The sequence below is a fragment of the Providencia sp. PROV205 genome (genome assembly GCF_028479505.1).
Classification (GTDB): domain Bacteria; phylum Pseudomonadota; class Gammaproteobacteria; order Enterobacterales; family Enterobacteriaceae; genus Providencia; species Providencia huaxiensis.
The window spans coordinates 61643-79343 of sequence record NZ_JAMPNU010000018.1; the positions used below are offsets into that span (position 1 = coordinate 61643).

Annotated in this window: 12 protein-coding genes and 3 pseudogenes; 10 read left to right on the forward strand and 5 right to left on the reverse strand. The window is 37.7% G+C overall.

Going from position 1 to position 17701, the window contains the following annotated elements; genetic code table 11:
* Positions 1 to 53: 53 nt before the first annotated feature.
* The gene (gene ahpF, locus PR800_RS11130) at positions 54 to 1628 is read left to right on the forward strand and encodes an alkyl hydroperoxide reductase subunit F (protein ID WP_166267477.1); all 1575 of its coding nucleotides are present in this window, start codon (positions 54 to 56) and stop codon (positions 1626 to 1628) included.
* A gap of 261 nt (positions 1629 to 1889) precedes the next feature.
* Here the strand turns inward: ahpF and PR800_RS11135 are convergent.
* Positions 1890 to 2525: pseudogene (locus PR800_RS11135) on the reverse strand (tyrosine-type recombinase/integrase); the annotation flags it as partial.
* A gap of 66 nt (positions 2526 to 2591) precedes the next feature.
* Between PR800_RS11135 and PR800_RS11140 the strand changes: the two are divergent.
* Entirely contained in the window at positions 2592 to 4886 is a 2295-nt protein-coding gene (locus PR800_RS11140; RefSeq protein WP_272530819.1) for a toprim domain-containing protein, read from the forward strand.
* A 790-nt stretch (positions 4887 to 5676) separates the two neighbouring features.
* On the opposite strand, the gene PR800_RS11145 is transcribed toward PR800_RS11140, so the two are convergent.
* Positions 5677 to 7530, reverse strand: a complete 1854-nt coding sequence (locus PR800_RS11145) for an NACHT domain-containing protein (protein WP_272530820.1) — start codon at positions 7528 to 7530, stop codon at positions 5677 to 5679.
* Between the two features lie 613 nt (positions 7531 to 8143).
* A pseudogene (locus tag PR800_RS11150) lies at positions 8144 to 9115 on the reverse strand (phage portal protein); the annotation flags it as partial.
* On the opposite strand from PR800_RS11150, the pseudogene PR800_RS11155 reads away from it, so the two are divergent.
* Together PR800_RS11155 and PR800_RS11160 are read left to right on the forward strand one after the other, a co-directional pair.
* Positions 9068 to 10216 (forward strand): annotated as a pseudogene (locus PR800_RS11155) (phage late control D family protein). The pseudogenes PR800_RS11150 and PR800_RS11155 overlap by 48 nt on opposite strands.
* 45 nt (positions 10217 to 10261) lie before the next feature.
* Positions 10262 to 10510, forward strand: coding sequence for an ogr/Delta-like zinc finger family protein (locus PR800_RS11160; protein WP_004254581.1), 249 nt, complete (start codon positions 10262 to 10264; stop codon positions 10508 to 10510).
* Positions 10511 to 10533: 23 nt separating this feature from the next.
* On the opposite strand, the gene PR800_RS11165 is transcribed toward PR800_RS11160, so the two are convergent.
* On the reverse strand, positions 10534 to 11547 hold the full coding sequence (locus tag PR800_RS11165) for a restriction endonuclease (RefSeq protein WP_272530821.1): 1014 nt from the start codon (positions 11545 to 11547) through the stop codon (positions 10534 to 10536).
* A 181-nt stretch (positions 11548 to 11728) separates the two neighbouring features.
* Between PR800_RS11165 and PR800_RS11170 the strand changes: the two genes are divergently transcribed.
* Positions 11729 to 12907 carry a restriction endonuclease PLD domain-containing protein gene (locus PR800_RS11170; RefSeq protein ID WP_272530822.1) on the forward strand — a complete coding sequence of 393 codons (1179 nt, stop codon included), beginning with the start codon at positions 11729 to 11731 and terminating at the stop codon, positions 12905 to 12907.
* 62 nt (positions 12908 to 12969) lie between these two features.
* Positions 12970 to 13146, forward strand: coding sequence for a hypothetical protein (locus PR800_RS11175; protein ID WP_272530824.1), 177 nt, complete (start codon positions 12970 to 12972; stop codon positions 13144 to 13146).
* 265 nt (positions 13147 to 13411) lie between these two features.
* Here the strand turns inward: PR800_RS11175 and PR800_RS11180 are convergent, their stop codons facing one another.
* Entirely contained in the window at positions 13412 to 13957 is a 546-nt protein-coding gene (locus tag PR800_RS11180; protein WP_272530825.1) for a TetR/AcrR family transcriptional regulator, read from the reverse strand.
* 85 nt (positions 13958 to 14042) lie between these two features.
* Here PR800_RS11180 and PR800_RS11185 point away from each other — a divergent pair, with 85 nt between their 5' ends.
* The 4 genes from PR800_RS11185 (at position 14043) to yajD (ending at position 17648) form a co-directional block, all read left to right on the forward strand.
* Entirely contained in the window at positions 14043 to 14648 is a 606-nt protein-coding gene (locus tag PR800_RS11185; protein WP_272530827.1) for a DJ-1/PfpI family protein, read from the forward strand.
* Between the two features lie 441 nt (positions 14649 to 15089).
* Positions 15090 to 16067 (forward strand): DUF1852 domain-containing protein, encoded by a 978-nt coding sequence (locus tag PR800_RS11190; RefSeq protein WP_102140676.1) that lies wholly within the window; start codon positions 15090 to 15092, stop codon positions 16065 to 16067.
* A gap of 29 nt (positions 16068 to 16096) precedes the next feature.
* The gene (locus tag PR800_RS11195; RefSeq protein WP_272530828.1) at positions 16097 to 17128 is read left to right on the forward strand and encodes a methionine synthase; all 1032 of its coding nucleotides are present in this window, start codon (positions 16097 to 16099) and stop codon (positions 17126 to 17128) included.
* 172 nt (positions 17129 to 17300) lie between these two features.
* A complete protein-coding gene (yajD, locus tag PR800_RS11200; protein WP_102140678.1) occupies positions 17301 to 17648 on the forward strand; it encodes an HNH nuclease YajD in 348 nt (115 codons plus the stop codon).
* Positions 17649 to 17701 lie beyond the last annotated feature (53 nt).

Genomic DNA, 17701 nt, shown 5'->3' on the forward strand with positions numbered 1-17701 from the left:
GATCATGACGGGTATATGTACCCGATTTTATGATAAAAATTAAAGGGGATTACATGCTCGACAATAATTTACAGGCACAGTTGAAAGCCTACTTAGAACGTTTAACTAAACCCGTTGAATTAGTTGCTAATATAGATGACAGCCAAAAATCAAATGAAATCAAACAGCTGTTAGAACAAATTGCATCACTGTCAGATAAAGTCACTGTACGTGAAGAGCGCAATAGCGCACTAAGAACACCGTCTTTTTTAATTACTAACCCAGGTACAGATAGTGGTTTGCGTTTTGCAGGCTCACCTCTGGGACATGAATTTACCTCTCTTGTGCTAGCATTATTGCAAATCGGTGGTCATCCATCGAAAGAAGCGCAAGAGTTATTAGAGCAAGTTAAAGGCCTTGAAGGCGAATTCCACTTTGAAACTTATTACTCTTTATCTTGCCATAACTGCCCAGATGTTGTTCAAGCTCTGAACTTAATGGCAGTTTTAAATCCAAATGTTAGTCATACCGCCATTGATGGCGCGCTTTTCCAAAACGAGATTGATGAACGTAATGTCATGGGCGTTCCAGCGGTTTACCTGAATGGAAAAGAGTTTGGTCAAGGGCGTATGACACTCAGTGAGATTGTGAGCAAAGTTGACACGAATGCCGATGCGCGTGCAGCGAAATCACTGACAGAGCGCGAGCCTTTTGAAGTCCTCGTGATTGGTAGTGGCCCAGCAGGGGCTTCAGCAGCAATCTATACTGCACGTAAAGGGATCCGCACAGGCGTGATAGGCGAGCGTTTTGGTGGCCAAGTCATGGATACGGTTGATATTGAAAACTATATTTCCGTTATCAAAACGGAAGGCGCTATTTTTGCAGGTGCGTTGAAGAACCATGTGGACAGCTATGATGTTGATGTTATTGATGGGCAGTCAGTGACAAAATTGATCCCAGCTGCGCAAGAAGGTGGTTTACACCAAATCGAAACAGCATCAGGCGGGATCTTAAAATCACGCAGTATTATTATTTCAACGGGTGCTCGCTGGAGAAATATGGGCGTTCCAGGGGAACAAGAATACCGGACGAAAGGTGTTACATTCTGCCCACACTGCGATGGCCCATTATTTAAAGGCAAGCGTGTTGCCGTGATTGGCGGTGGTAACTCAGGTATTGAAGCGGCTATTGACCTAGCGGGTGTCGTTGACCATGTGACTGTACTGGAGTTTGCACCAGAACTGAAAGCGGACTCAGTATTACAGCAAAAAGCACGTAGCATGAAAAATGTGGATATTATCGTTAATGCGCAAACCTTAGAAGTAAAAGGTGATGGCAGTAAAATGACCGGCCTTGAGTATAAAGACCGCACTGATGATAGCGTACATTTATTGGAAGTTGCGGGGGCATTCGTACAAATCGGTTTATTGCCTAATACCAATTGGTTAGGCGACACCGTTGCCAGAAACCGTATGGGCGAAATTGAAATTGACGCTCGTAACGAAACCAGTATTAAGGGTATTTTTGCTGCTGGTGACTGTACTACAGTACCTTATAAGCAAATCATTATTTCAGCCGGGGAAGGGGCCAAAGCCGCACTTAGCGCATTTGATTACCTAATCCGCACAAGTACCAGAACCGCTGAATAGGTGTAATTTACTTTATATTCAGTGAGTTGTAGTCAAAAGGCACTCGGGGGCGAGTGCCTTTTTTTTGTGCATAATCTGTACAAAAAAGGCTCAAAAGTGCCTAAAAGTGTTCAAGTGTGGACAACTTGTGGACGATCTAAACGCTGATTTGGTGGTACTTACAGCGGAGAAATGCGTCCCAGTGTGGACAATTTGTGGACACGCAAAAGTTAAATTTGTATTGCTTTTCGTCGTCAAAATCATCCTAAAACGAACAATCTATTAAGCTAACTCTGTGCCTCCTTTTAATGGATTATACGTAATCGCATCTTGAAGAAAGTCCGGTGCAAAGTGTGCGTAGGTCAGTGTTTGCTGTAATGTCGAGTGACCTAAGATTCTCTGCAAAGTAATAATACTGCCGCCATTCATCATAAAATGGGTTGCGAAAGTATGCCGTAATGCGTGCGTGGCTTGGCCCTGCGGCATATCAGGCTTAATGGTCTTTATGTGCTTTCTAAACATATCATAAGAGGTGTTTGGAAAAAGCAGACCGGATTTTCGCGTACACACAGCATCCGCGACTTCTTGGGAAATCGGCACAATGCGCGCTTTGCCCGTTTTGGTAAAAGTGAAACGGATTTTATTTTGGATCACGTGCTCGCGTTTTAATTTAACTGCTTCCCCCCAACGCGCACCGGTGCTTAAACATAAAATCGCCACTTTTTTATTATCACCTTTTAATATATTCAGCAGCAGCCCAATTTCTTCATGCGTTAAATAGGACATCTCAGTCGCTTTTTGCTTTAACCGTGATAGCCCTCGTATTGGGTGTTTACCCATAAATAAATCCGTGCGCTTTAAAGCGGTAAATATGCCGCTTATCGCTGAAAAATCACGGTTTATCGTGGAGGACTTGATATCGCCCCGTTGAAAGGGTTGTATTCCGAGTCTAGCTATCATGCTAATGGGTTAGGTGCGGCAACGGTGAAATTTGCTTTACCCGAGGGGGCATATTGGGAACGAATTATTGATAGACCCTCACGGTTTGATCGCAAAGCTAATTTTTTTGGTTCTTATAAAGGGTATTGGTGGACACTGCCGCAACAGGATTTGACTCAAGCTAAAGAGATTTGGCTGACTGAAGGTATTTTTGATGCACTTAGCTTGATTCAAAATGGTATTGCGGCTGTATCGTTAATGACTTGCCATAATTACCCTGAAGTCGCGTTGAATGCGCTGAAAGCTGCACTAGGGAACAATAAAAAGCCGTTGTTGGTTTGGGCGCTAGATAATGGCGCAGCCGGCGAACGCGCCATGAAAAAGTTTGTTGCCCGCAGCCATGATGATGGCTGGAAAGCTACGGCCGCGAGACCTGCTGAAAAAGAGTGTGGCAATGATTGGAATGACTTGCATATGAAAGGCAAGCTAACGGAGCGCGATATCGCCCGTTATCGCTATTACGGCAAGTTATTATTAGCCTCAACGGCGTTTGAAAAGGCGCGTTTAATGTTTAACTGGACGGAGCGTTCAGAGTTCGATTTTCAGCACGATAACCGCTTGTATTGGTTTAAGTTGGATATCGATAAAATGATGAAAACCATTGAACGTATTCATGATGCCGAACCTGATTTAGATGAAGATGAAGCCAGACAAAAAGCGGTAAAAGAGTCCGGCACGGTGGTTGAAATCGCTAATTGTTATCCCACACCATTATATTTCCAAAAGTCTGTAGAAACCGACGAGTCATGGTATTACATGCGCGTCGATTTCCCTCGCCAGCCGCAAGTTAAAGCCACTTTTACCGCCTCACAGTTAACCAGCGCCAGTGAATTTAAGAAGCGTTTATTGCATGTGGCCAAAGGGGCGGTTTATACCGGCACAACTTTGCAATTGGACCGCATTTGCAAGCAAGCCTTGCCGGATATCAAAGAGGTGATCACGCAAAATTATGTAGGCTATAACAAAGAGTATGGTGTGTATGTGTTTAATGATGTTGCGGTGCAGGATGGTAAGTGTTTTACGTTAAATGAGGAAGATTATTTCTCTCTTAATAAGTTGGATATCAAGACGTTAAGCCTTAGCCCATCATTGGCCATTAATACCGATTTTAGCGAATTTGATACCAGTTGGTTAAGTTCTCTTTGGGATGCGTTTGGCGCAAAAGGTTATGTGGTGTTGGCGTTCTGGTTGGGTTCGTTCTTTGCGGAACAGATACGCAAGACCCATAAAAGCTACCCATTTTTAGAAATATGCGGTGAGCCTGGTTCAGGTAAAAGTACGTTGATTGAGTTTTTATGGCGTTTATGTGGCCGCGCAGATTATGAGGGGTTTGATGCATCAAAATCGAGTGTTGCCGCTCGAGGACGAAACTTTTCGCAGATAAGTAATTTGCCGGTGTGTTTAATTGAAAGTGATCGTGTGCAAGATAACGCAAAACTTAAAGCGTTTGATTGGGAAGAACTTAAGTCACTGTATAACGGCCGCGCGACGCGTTCGTTAGGGGTGAAAAATAGCGGTAATGAGACTTACGAACCATTATTTAAAGGTAGTATTGTGATTGCACAAAACGCAGAAATTAACGCGTCACGCGCCGTTTTAGAACGGATTATTCATCTTTATACCGATAAAGCCGAGCAAAGTGTTGAAACCCGTTATGCGGCCATTGCCCTTGAGCGTTATCCCATTGAAAAATTATCTGGTTTTTTGCCTACGGTATTGATGAAAGAAGCGGCGATATTAAAGCAATACAATGAGCGCGTAGATGGCTTACAGGCGCAGTTATTTGCGGACAAGGCGATTAACCATGAGCGGATCGCCAAAAACCATGCACAGTTAATCGCATTATTGGAAACGTTAGCGTTAGTTTTACCCGTAAAAGCGGCACATATTCGCCAAACTCGTGGCTTTATTATTGAGTTGGCCAAACAACGTGTTCAGGCGATCCAACTTGACCAACCGCAAGTGATGGAGTTTTGGGAGCTGTTTGATTATTTACACGATAATGAGGCCTTTGGTGTGAATCATTGCGGTGAAAAGGGAGTTTATGCGGTGAATTTTAACCATATTGCACAGGTGGCCAGTGAATACCGCCAGTCTATGCAATTGAATACCGATATTAAGAACTTATTGAAATCGGGGCGAATGCGTAAGTTTGTGGGCGTTAAGACGGTGCGAAGTGTGGTAAACAGCCAGTTTAATAGCACGCTTGCGGTGGGGAGTACGCTTAAAAGACCCGAAGTGATTAAGTGCTGGGTATTTCAGGAAAACAGTGAGAGTTAGTTTTCTCCTCTATTTATCTATAGGCTGCCGATGTGCAGCCTTTCTTTTATCTGTAGAAAGCCATCAAGTAAGTGCTATAAATACTCAGAATGACAAACAAGTGAAAGCATAATGGATTGTACAATAAATGAGCATTACTAAGTGTCTTTTATATAAATAGAGAATTTGTGGGAGGGGTTCGGAAAGCGGTTACAATGGTTACAAAATTAAAATAGTCTTATATCTTATTGATACTATAAATAAATATGGTAATAGAAAAAGGTTACAAATGGGTTACTTTGTGGTTACGTGTAACCGTTTTAATAGGTTACAAATTAAAAATATAACTTATTGTTTTATAAGGATGTAACTTTTTAAACCCTGTTTTGTAACCCGTTGTAACCAGTAAAAAGTTACAACGGAGTTGTTTGTAATCAGTGGGTTATAGGTGGTTTTGGTGGAGTGTAACCGATGTAACCGGTTTCCGAAGCACTGACCGTTATTTGTGGTACTAAATTCGATTATTGTATTGATGTATCAGAATAAAGATTATGCGTTATTTAATGTTTTTTATAAATGTGCATAACTTTTAGGATTAGCTCTGATAGTGGCTATAGTACATATAATTGATATACGAAATACTATAAGATAAGTGTTAAAAAATAAGCCATTAAAGTAGATGTTAGTGAAGCTAAATATTATGTAAGATATAGAATTACTTGTTAGAATATAGTCTACTATATAGTAATTATTTATAACTAATTAAAGTTACAGTTTAAAAATAACTTAAACTGTAACTTTTGATTTTTAATTATTTAAATAAACTTTCTAATGCATCTAACTTATTTTTGGCATTATCTATTCTTGAATCGTATAATCTAGCTTTCGTATCTTTAAGTTTGATTTTTACTTTTTGCTTAAGGTCATCGTAGTTATCAAGTTTATTTATTACTGTTAACGCATCAGTTTTTAAGCTTTTTTTTATATCATCAATAAAAACCGCATCTTTATTTAATAAATTTTTTCTTATCTTTGAGTTTACCGTGTATATACAGTTAGTAAAATTAAGAGCCAAATCAGAGAAATTATCATCTCTAGATAAATCATTGATAAATGAATACTTATGTCTGTTGTAATGAATATTTTTAATCTTGAGCGTTCCATCATAATTTATATGAAAATTAACTTCAATAGACTCATTGATAACATTAATTATGGAGTTAACATCTTCATCAGAAATTTCATCCCATAAATTTATGCTAAAATCTTGACACATTGGAATGATTAGATATCTATCTATATTTTCACTATCAATATCGATCAAAAAATCAATTACTTTAACAAATCTACGTTTAGTGATTAAGTCATCTTTTAATATTTTGTATAGTTTTTCTTTTGTTTCTTGAGGAATGTCCTGAATAAAACATGCTGCATGGTATTCTTGGACTGATTTATGTAAAAAAACATATCTATTATAACCATCCCTTTGGATTAAACATGTAATATTAATAAGGTCAGATTTTAATTTTTCAGGGTCATGTTTGTTTTTATCTATGTTGCTTATTTCCATTCCTTTTTCAACATATTTACTAATTGATAATTCATCAAAAGAATTTATATCATCATAGATACTTTTAAAGCATAGTGTGCAGAAGCATTTTAGACAATCAGAGACTGTTACTGAAGATGATTTTTTTCTATTAAATCTTTTTACAATATCATGCCTTAAATATAATGTGCTAAATAGATTTTTATAAAATCCAACCGCATTTGTAGGCATTTCTTCAAAATGAGAATGACAAATATAGAATAATGTAACTAAAATAGGTGTGTTCATTACATTTTGTAAGTTTTCATTTGCCTCAAAACGTGAGATTATATCTTCCAATAATTCATCTTCATTTCTACCATCGTACATACTTAGTTTTATTAAAATGGATCTTATGTCATAATAATTTAATTTTTCAACTTTTAAATTTTCGATATTAACTTCATAACATATCTCAGTATCTGGTCTGGTTGTTGTTATAATTTGAGTGTTATACTTAGTGTATATTTCTATTATTTCATTGAGGATTACTTCTCTTTTGTCAGAAGATACTTCATCAAACCCGTCTAAGAACAATATTATCTTGCCACTTTTCAATAGGTTACAGGTGTCATTTGAAGTCAAGTCTATATTGCACTTTGATAAAATATCATCTTTTATGTAATTAACTATCCCATTGGTTTCAGATTTATATAGTGTTATAAAAAAAGGAAGTTTATCCCCATTCTTTAATTGTTCAATAAATATTTTTTTTAAAATAGTACTTTTTCCTTGGCCTGCAAAACCAATTATATTAGTGATTTTTGAATTTTCAATAAAAAAATTATCTGCTACTTTAATAGGCGCTGAGTAATTATCTTTTATGGTTAGAGTCAATGGGTGATAAATGTTGTTTATATATACATCTTTATTCTCACTATGAATTGTTCTAGTCTTTGTTACTTCTGCAACATGTTTTATTAGATAACTATTGTAATTTTCTTTTTTTAACAGATTTTTAATTATGTTAGTACCTAATGGGAAATTAGTACTTTCAAAATATAAAAATAGTGAATCTAACAGTTTGTTTCCTGCGCGGATTATGCCTAGTTTTGTGAGTTCTAACAGAGGATCCATTTTAAGAGCCATTATTTATTATTAATATATTTATATTATACTAGGGATTGTAATTAGTCATCTTAAGTTTACATAAAATAAAGAAAAACTGTTTTTCAAGCATATTTGATGAGTTAAATCTAGTGTTAAATAGAATATAACTGATTATTTTGATTTTATAGAATAACGCATACAGTCTTTCAGCCAGTATGAAATACCTAACCTATAATAAATGTTGTTAGTTCTAATGCTAGAATAAAAACCTGTTTTCTTATGCTATGAAAATATAGGTGTTATAAGGCTAATTTTGAACTAATTTGCACTATTTTGATGATGGTTTGTTTTTCATACAATTATAGTTTGGGCTTGCTTCCAACCCTCCGCACACCTGCACAAATTCCCACCCCTTTTGTGTGCGGGCGAGGCGGGGGAGCAAGCGCCCGCAAAGGGGTAAAGATGAGCCGCGCTGGCTATGGTGTGATTAGCTCGTTAATGGTGTTATTTGCGATTATTCAGGCTGTACAGCCTAGATGAGATAAAAAATAAATTTGGGTGTGTGGAACAGATAGAACGGCGCTAAGGCCGTTCTATTACGTTTGAAAGGGGGAATGTCGGTTAATGTGAATTGAATGGTTTATTTATAATTCGGTTCTTTGTTCTTCGCCTGCGTCAAAAAATCCAGCAATGCATATTGTTTAAAGAGGATCACTTCAACACCTAGAATGTCATTAATTGATTTCATGCTTTCCATCAGTGGTAGTAACTCATTGAACCAAAACACCATTGCGGCTTTTTCGATATCACCAAGGCTACCCGAGCCTTGCGGGATGATCCCCATCAGTTGTGGTGGTATCCGGTGCATGGCCAACAAATCATCGCGGGTGGTGTCCTTGATACCAACAAACTCGTCTTTTGCGCTGATTTGTGAGAATGGTAAAATTTGAATCCCATCCTTGCCACCGTTGGCGGCATACACAAAGATATTCTTAAACGCCTTGCCTTTGCGGGCTTCGGTGAGTGATTTTTTTAATGACTCGACGGCCTTGTCATCAGCCAATGCCGCGGAAAGATACACCATGACACCGGCGTGACTGCCATTTTCATAATAGTTGGTCCGAAATAGGGTGGCTGAATGATTCAAGTTAGCGGAAATAAGTCCGGCCAAATAATCGGGAACGCCGTATATCTCTTGGTGAATACACGGGTTTTTCAAATGGATAATGCTATTTTTGCGAAATTCGTAGGCATCTTGGTAATTCTTCACTTGCCAGTATTGTCCTTCATTCACACCGGCACGGGTGTACTTAGCCAAGGAGGGTTTAAGAGTTAACATATCACCGAGCCAGTTAATACGTTTTTCAAGGTATCCATTACCAAAAACCACAAAATCCTGCGCTAAGGTAGTGAAATCAGGGCGTGATAAATACGGTGTTGGTTTAAAACAACTGGTGATCACATTACGTTTAAACACTAGCGGTGATTGATGGTAGGCAGCTGACGAGGTAAACGAACGCGCAATACCAGTAAAATCAATTGGAGTTTCATACCAGCGGCCATTATGGTTGCACTCCATGCAGTCCAGCAAATCACCAATGCCAGAGACAATTTTACGGATTGGGCAGAGGGGAATTTAGTCAAAGTTCCTGCCTTTGATTTAACGGTCGGTGGCGTGCAGCTCCTCGGCGTCAATGACCGGCTTATGTCATTAACATTAACGGATAATCGGGGTTTTGAGGCTGACACACTAGAACTTACTATCGATGATACCGACGGCAAAATTGCGTTACCGGCGCGTGGGGCTGAGATTTCCGTTTCCCTAGGCTGGCAGGGGGAAGCTTTGGTACACAAAGGGATATATACCGTTGATGAAATTAGCCACTCAGGCCCTCCCGACCAAATCACGGTAACTGCCCGTAGCGCGGACTTTCGGCAAGACTTCAACGTCAAACGGGAATACAGCTGGCACGATATCAAAGTGCCTGATGTGGTGAGTGCGATAGCGGGGCGTTATAACTTAAAACCTGCGGTCAGCAAACAATTGATGTACATCGAAATTGACCACGCTGACCAGACCAATGAAAGCGATATTAGCTTTTTAACGCGCATGGCTGAAATGCTCGGCGCGATAGCCACCATTAAAAATGGCAGTTTATTATTTATCGTGCCTAATCAGGGAGTCACGCAAAGCGGCAAGCCGTTACCAGTAATCACAATCATGCGGGAAAGTGGGGATAGGCATTATTTCCGATTGGCCGACCGGTAAGCGTACACCGGCGTACAAGCTTACTGGTTAGATTTGAACTACGGCAAACAAAAGAAAACCAATCTTAAACGCAAGCAAAAGCCCAAAAAAGAGAAGTCGAGCAAAAAAGAGGGCGATTATATCGAGGGTGCCGAGGGTAACGTTTTTGTGATGCGACAAACCTTTAAAAACGAGCAATCCGCTAAACGTGCCGCCGCGGCCAAGTGGTCAAAATTACAAAGGGGCGTAGCAGAATTTAATATTACGTTGGCCGAGGGGCGCGCAGACCTTTACCCTGAAATGCCCGTCACGGTAACTGGCTTTAAACCGACTATTGATAGTCACCAGTGGGTGATTAGCCGAGTGACACACACCATTGATGGGAACGGGTTTATCACCCATTTGGAACTGGAAATAAAAATCAAAGATATTGATATGACGGATGGCGAGCAAAACGAAACATAATTGATTATAATAACGTCAGGCATACCCATAACCCAAGGTTATAAAATGGCGTTCAATTGTCCAAAGTGTGGCGCTGTGACTTATACCAAAACCAGTAAATCCATGAGCAGTGAAACCCGTAGAAGTTACCATCAATGCCAAAACTTGCTATGCGGCTGTTCTTTTACGACAATAACCTCAGTCGAGATTTATCTAACAAAAACAATCCCACAAGAACTGCCAGAAGGCTTTGAAATCCCGATGGATGAGCTACCTAGATCACATCGGGGAGAGAAACAGATGGAGATGTTTTGATATGTGGGGAAATAGTTAATGCATTACACTCGTACAATACCAGTTCCTGGTGTTCTGAGTTTTTTTAGCCATTGAGCTATGTTATCCCTATTTACCTCTTCAATTGGATAACTTCTTGCTTCTATGGTTGAACGGGCTCCAACACTAAATTCAGACGAAGTCACTAAAATGCCTAGTTCGCTTCCTTCATGAAGTATGTCGGTGTATAGTCCTTTAACAGTTACTTTATCTATCTTTTTATTAATTCTTTTGCATTGAATAATATAATTAGGAGCACCTATGCTTGTTTTGTTCCATACTCTTAAGTCGACACCATCATCATTACTACCAGGACCAAGCTCAACAGTATAGCCAAATCGTTGAAAACATTCCGCGGTTAATTCTTCAAATTTTCTCCAGTGGATTTCACCTAATTTTTCTATATTATTTGATAAGAAATCTATAAAGCGTTGATCAAGAAAAGCTCCACTATTAGCGATAGGGTTATATTGTTTAAATAAATCAGATAAATTAATAATATCTCTATATTGATGAAATTTTATTTTAGTATTTGGGCTATGCTTCATCATATTATCATAACTTATAAGCAACTGAACTATTGCATCTAGCCCTGCTTTTCCAAAAGTTTTAGATGCTTCTGTCATCATACCTTCTGGATTTAAAGACTTCGCCCCTTCTGTAATTGCTTTTTTGATCTCAAGGTCTATATGCTTATAAAAAATTTGATTAATTGAATGTGCAAAATCAGCTCCATTTTTATGTTCTATTTCTCTCATAGTTTTAAATGTTTCAAATATTCCACCAAATGGCTTATCTGTAACTCCTATTTTATGTAGAAGGGTATAATAAAGTGAGTCATATTCCTCTGACCTAATCCGAATTGGATGGGATTCTGAAGAATGTACATACTTATCAAACCCGCTACCTTGTAGAAGGTCACAGATCTCTTCAATTGAAGCTGCAAGCCCTGATTTATAGCCAATAATTTCATGGAGATGATTTGCAAGTTCATGTTTTTTAAACAAAATGGCTCCCATAAGAACTCCTTTTTTAAACTAATTAACTAAATGTACTTTTTAGGGATTAACATACATCATGATGAAATAAAATTGTAATATCCGTAGTATAATACATTTTTTAGGACTATTAAAAATCAAAAAATATATTTTATATAGGTAGTGTTATAATCTCAGAATTATTAAACAAGAGGCTTTAGTTATGAAAATAATAAATAATAATGAGTTGAAATTTATTTTTAAAAAAATGATTTTAAGTTATAAGTATATTTCTTTTGGTGTTGCATGGGCCTCGTCAAAAATGGATTTATATACGTTACTTGTTTCTTATAAAGAAAAGATAAAAACAGGCATCATTGGAACTCATTTTTACCAAACTCATCCAGATGTTTTAGATGATTTTTGTATGTCTAAAAAGGTTAAATTTATCTTACAGCCTAATGGGGTTTTTCACCCTAAAATATATCTTTTTTGGAATGATGAGAATGATTGGAGTGTAATTATCGGAAGTGCGAATTTTACATATGGTGCCATGGAAAAAAACACAGAGTTATGTGTATTAATCCAGCAAGAAGATTCGAATTATGATCTTACATATTTTATTGAGCTAATAAGTAATTATGAAAAAAATGCCCAAAGTATCACTATAGATGAGGCGAGGAAGTATAGAAATATCTGGAATATTAGATCTCGATCCTTGCTGAAGATTGCAGAAGTCTATAATAAGAGCAAAAATACTAACATATTATATAGTAAAGTATTAACAATGGATTGGAAGGAACTATATAAAGAAATACAAAATGACCCATATCATGGGTTTAAAGATAGAATACATCTTTTAGAAAAAATAAAGTCTTATTTTGAAAGGAATACACATTTCTCAAATATGGATAAAGGTGTTAGATGTGGTATAGCAGGGCTTAGAAGTAATGAAATAAAAAATTGGGCTTGGTTTGGTTCCATGATCGGTGCTGGAAAGTATTATAGTGCCATTAACTCAAATAATATAAATATATCTAATGCGCTGGATGAAATATCGTTAAGTGGAACAATAACGAAAGATTCTTATTTAGAATATATTGGGTTGTTTAAGCTAGCATTCCCAGAAGGGAGGGATGGCGTTGGTATTGCAACACGGCTACTATCCATGAAACGACCAGATCAGTTTATTTGTTATAATGAACAGAATAAAAAAGAGCTTGCGGAAGAGTTCTGTTTATCTAAGCGTAACTTAAACTATGATGAGTATTGGGATTTGATTATTGAACGAATAATGGATACTCCTTGGTGGAATTCTGAACTGCCATCCTCTGGAATTGAACGAAGTGCATGGCAAGGTCGAGTAGCGATGCTTGATGTTCTATTTTATAAAGAAAAATAATTATATCCAATGATTATACTGAATACGAATTCTCAAGAGATAGCGACATAGTTATAGATGGCATGTTTCTTGAATTAACTGTTGCAAATACTAACCCAATACTACAACTTGCAGAGGTTTTTTACTTGGATGTTACTCATCAATTTACATTGACTTGCTTTGAGCCAAATATCCCTGTCGCAGTTATTGAAAACTTGATTGAACAGGCTAAAGAACTCCTCCAATACATTGAAAAATAAGCAAGAATAAAGCCTCTTATCAAAAGAGGCTTTATAAGTGTGGTCAATATGTGGACATTGACTATTGACTAAATCCATTTAAATCAATTGTTTAACTCACTTTTGGAACGCCGCACTTAGCGCCTTTGATTACCTCATCCGCACAAGTACCAGAACCGCTGAATAGTTATAATTTACTTTATATTCAGTGAGTTGTAGTCAAAAGGCACTCGAGGGCGAGTGCCTTTTTTATATAACTATGGGTTATGACTAAAAATAAGCAGGTTTAAAAGTGAAATAAAAGTTTTTTTAAACTAAGTGTATTAAGAATAAGTTGGTTAAATTCTTGAGCGTTGTGTCTATCGCCTGACATTTGGCCGCCAATTAAACATAAGTGAACCAATTTCCCGATTTTTTCGGCATATTCACGGGGAATAGAAAGCTGATTTAGTTTATTAATAACGAAGGACAAACGTTTTTCATCAACACGGTGTTGGTACTCTGCGACTAAAGAGTCGTTAAGTGCCCAAGCACGGATAGCTATCTCTCTTAGTGGGTGTTTTTGAGAGGCAACATTAAGGTATCTTTTTAAAATATCATCAAGAGTATGCCCCATGTTAGCTTGTACCAACATCAGCTCTGTATATTCTAGCTCCCAACGATAAAGCAGTGTGCGTACAAAGTCTTCGCGATTCTTAAAATGATGGTAAAAAGACCCTCGAGTTACATTTAATAGCCTAGCAATATTTTCACTGGAAAAACGAGTATGTCCTTCAGTGTCTAATATTTTAAATCCCGCGTTGACCCAACATTCTCTAGTTAATTTTTTCATTGTTCAATACAGACTGTGTATGGTGAAAACATTATTGTTACTGTTCAGCTCTAACTTGTCTTAATAAGAGTGTAAGGGAATTAATATGAAAGAAATAGCTATTATTGCTTTCGATGATTTTACAGATATCGATTTATTTTTGATGTGGGATATTTTGGGGCGTAATCAACAGGATTGGCGTGTGCGTATTTTAGGTGTGACACCAACAATTCGTTCGACGCATGGATTAACAATTACGGTCAATGGTGCAGTGAAAGATGCTAATACGGCTGATGCAGTTTTATTTAGTAGTGGCAAGATAGGAGTCCCAAATATTTTAACTAATCCTAATTTTTTACCTAAATTACATTTGGACCCAAAGCATCAATATATTGGTTCTATCTGCGCAGGCGCATTTATTTTAGATGAGTTGGGACTATTACCAGAACGCAAAGCAACGACACATCAAGATGCGCGTGAAGGCCTTATATCTCGAAAAATAACACCTATAGATCAACCGCTAGTGTGCCATGGGAAAATTGCAACCGCGGGAGGTTGTTTGTCTTCTGTATATCTTGTTGGCTGGCTGATAGAGTCTCTATTTGGCAAACAGAAGCGCAAAGAAACTTTGTACCATGTTTTACCTGCTGGACAGCAACTAGAATTTGAAGATTTAATCCAATCAACACTAAACCAAAGTGAAATGTCATAAACTTTTTGAAGGTGGTACTCAAATGATACGCCACCTTTTATTATTGTAGCGAATGATTCTTACTGTATAACCCAAGTGTTTTCTTTATGTATCAATTAAATTCATTTCATTAATCAATGTTCAAACCTGCGCAACGATGATTCGCTCCCCTCATAATGTGGATGCGTAAATACCCTAATATAATGATTTTTAACAAAAAATAATATTTATTTGTTTTCTGTCACATAATTAAAATAAGTCAAATTTATGATCATGAAAATCATTCACGTTCGAAATGAAATTAAGTCGCTTTCACTCAGTCAACAGCTCTGGCATAAATTAGATAACGCGAGCAAGTTAACGTATTTACAACATAAATATTGATGAATAAAAAACGAAAACTTCTAGAAAATCAAGAAGTAAATTTAGTTTCTATCTTAGAATTTAGGGTGTGGCGAGACGATGAACAAAAATTTTACATTTACGATTAAAAGTAGTCTTTTTGATGAAAATTATAATCCTTCTGAAAATACACGTATAACAACTAACTTTGCTAATTTAGCCAGAGGGAAAAATCGCCAAGAAAATTTGCGTAATACGCTTGTCATGATGAACAACCGTTTCAATACATTGGCCTATTGGGATAACCCTAAAAGTGACCGTTATTCAGTCGAGTTGGAAATTATTTCTGTCGAGATGAGTGTTGAAGGGAATGGTCATACTTTCCCCGTGATTGAAATATTAAAAACCAATATTGTTGATCATAAATCGGGCGAGCGAACTGAGGGCATTGTTGGAAATAATTTTTCATCTTATGTGCGTGATTATGATTTCAGTGTTTTATTGCTAGATCACAATAAAGACCAAGCCAACTTTAGTATCCCAGAAAACTTTGGTGACTTGCATGGGAATATCTTTAAATATTTTGTGAATTCGGACGAATACAAAGCGCATTTTAGTAAGGCGCCAGTGATATGTTTAAGTGTATCAAATAAAGATATTTACCACCAAACTGGAAATACCCATCCTATATTGGGTATTGAATATCAGCAAAATGGAGCTTCATTAACGGATCAATATTTTAAAAAGATGGGGTTACAGGTTCGTTATTTCATGCCTAAAAATAGTGTTGCACCGTTGGCATTTTATTTTACGGGAGACTTGCTGAGCGATTACAGCAATATTGAATTGATTAGCACAATCAGCACGATGGAAACATTCCAGAAGATTTATCGGCCAGAGATTTACAATGCGAACTCTGTGGCGGGGCCATGTTACCAACCGAGTTTGACGAACCAAGACTATTCATTAACAAAAATTGTTTATGACCGCGAAGAACGTAGCCGATTGGCTATTGAGCAGGGGAAATATACAGAAGAACACTTTATTGAACCCTATAAGCATATTCTAGAGCAATGGTCTGCTAACTACGCGCTTTGATTAATTATAAAAATTTAAGGTCAATTATTATGAAAACATTATTACCAACATCTACCGCTGGCAGTTTACCCAAACCTTCTTGGCTTGCTCAGCCTGAGACGCTTTGGTCTCCTTGGAAGTTGGAAAACGAAGAACTTGTAGAGGGAAAACAAGACGCACTGCGTTTATCCTTAGAAGATCAACTGCGCGCAGGAATTGATATTGTTAGCGATGGTGAACAAACGCGTCAGCACTTTGTGACGACATTTGTTGAGCATCTCAGTGGCGTTGATTTTGAAAAGCGAGAAGTGGTTAAAATTCGCGATCGCTATGATGCGAGCGTGCCGACAGTGGTTGGAGCGGTTGAACGTCAAAAACCTGTTTTTGTGGAAGATGCTAAATTTTTACGTAAGTTAACGAACCAGCCGATAAAATGGGCGCTTCCTGGCCCGATGACAATGATTGATACACTGTATGATAACCATTACAAAAGTCGTGAAAAACTGGCATGGGAATTTGCTAAGATTTTGAATCAAGAAGCAAAAGAGCTTGAAGCTGCAGGGGTTGATATTATTCAATTTGACGAGCCTGCTTTTAATGTGTTTTTTGATGAAGTGAACGATTGGGGTGTAGCTGCATTAGAAAGAGCCATTGAAGGGCTAAAATGTGAAACCGCAGTTCATATTTGTTATGGATACGGCATCAAAGCCAATACTGATTGGAAGAAGACACTGGGTTCTGAGTGGCGGCAGTATGAAGAGGCTTTCCCAAAACTGCAAACCTCGAGCATCGATATTATCTCTTTAGAATGTCATAACTCTCATGTTCCTATGGACTTAATTGAGCTTATTCGCGGTAAAAAAGTAATGGTGGGGGCGATTGACGTAGCGAGCAATATCATCGAAACACCAGAGGAAGTCGCTAATACATTACGTAAAGCGCTCCAATTTGTCGATGCCGACAATCTTTATCCATCCACTAACTGTGGTATGGCACCGTTATCTCGTCGTGTTGCAACTGGTAAGCTTAATGCATTAAGTGCCGGTGCTGAGATTATCCGCAGAGAATTGTTGAATAAGTAATTTAAGTATAAATTAACGAATACAAGGACCCAGAGTTGATGGAGTGCCCTATAAAGTTGGGACTTCATGGTATCTGGGTTTTTTTGTTGTTTTGAGTTTCTTTTTTTGCTCTAAACTGAGGTATATTAGGCGTATTATCTCAAAATTACTATTTTCAACAGGAATATCGGCAATGGCTTTGATCCCTAAAAACTATGCGCGATTAGAAAGTGGCTATCGTGAAAAAGCACTTAAAATTTACCCATGGGTTTGTGGACGCTGTACCCGCGAGTTTGTGTATTCAAATTTGCGTGAATTAACCGTGCATCATATCGACCATGATCATACCAATAACCCAGAAGATGGCAGCAATTGGGAGCTGTTATGTCTATTTTGCCATGATCATGAACATTCTAAGTACACCGAAGCTGAAATGTATGGCACGAATGTCGTGGCAGGGGAAGATGCGCAAAATGACGTTGAGGCAGCAACTTATAACCCGTTTGCTGACTTGAAATCGATGTTAAATAAGAAAAAATAAGTCTCATTGTAAATTCAGTCGATTATATCAAAAAGCACTCTATTGAGTGCTTT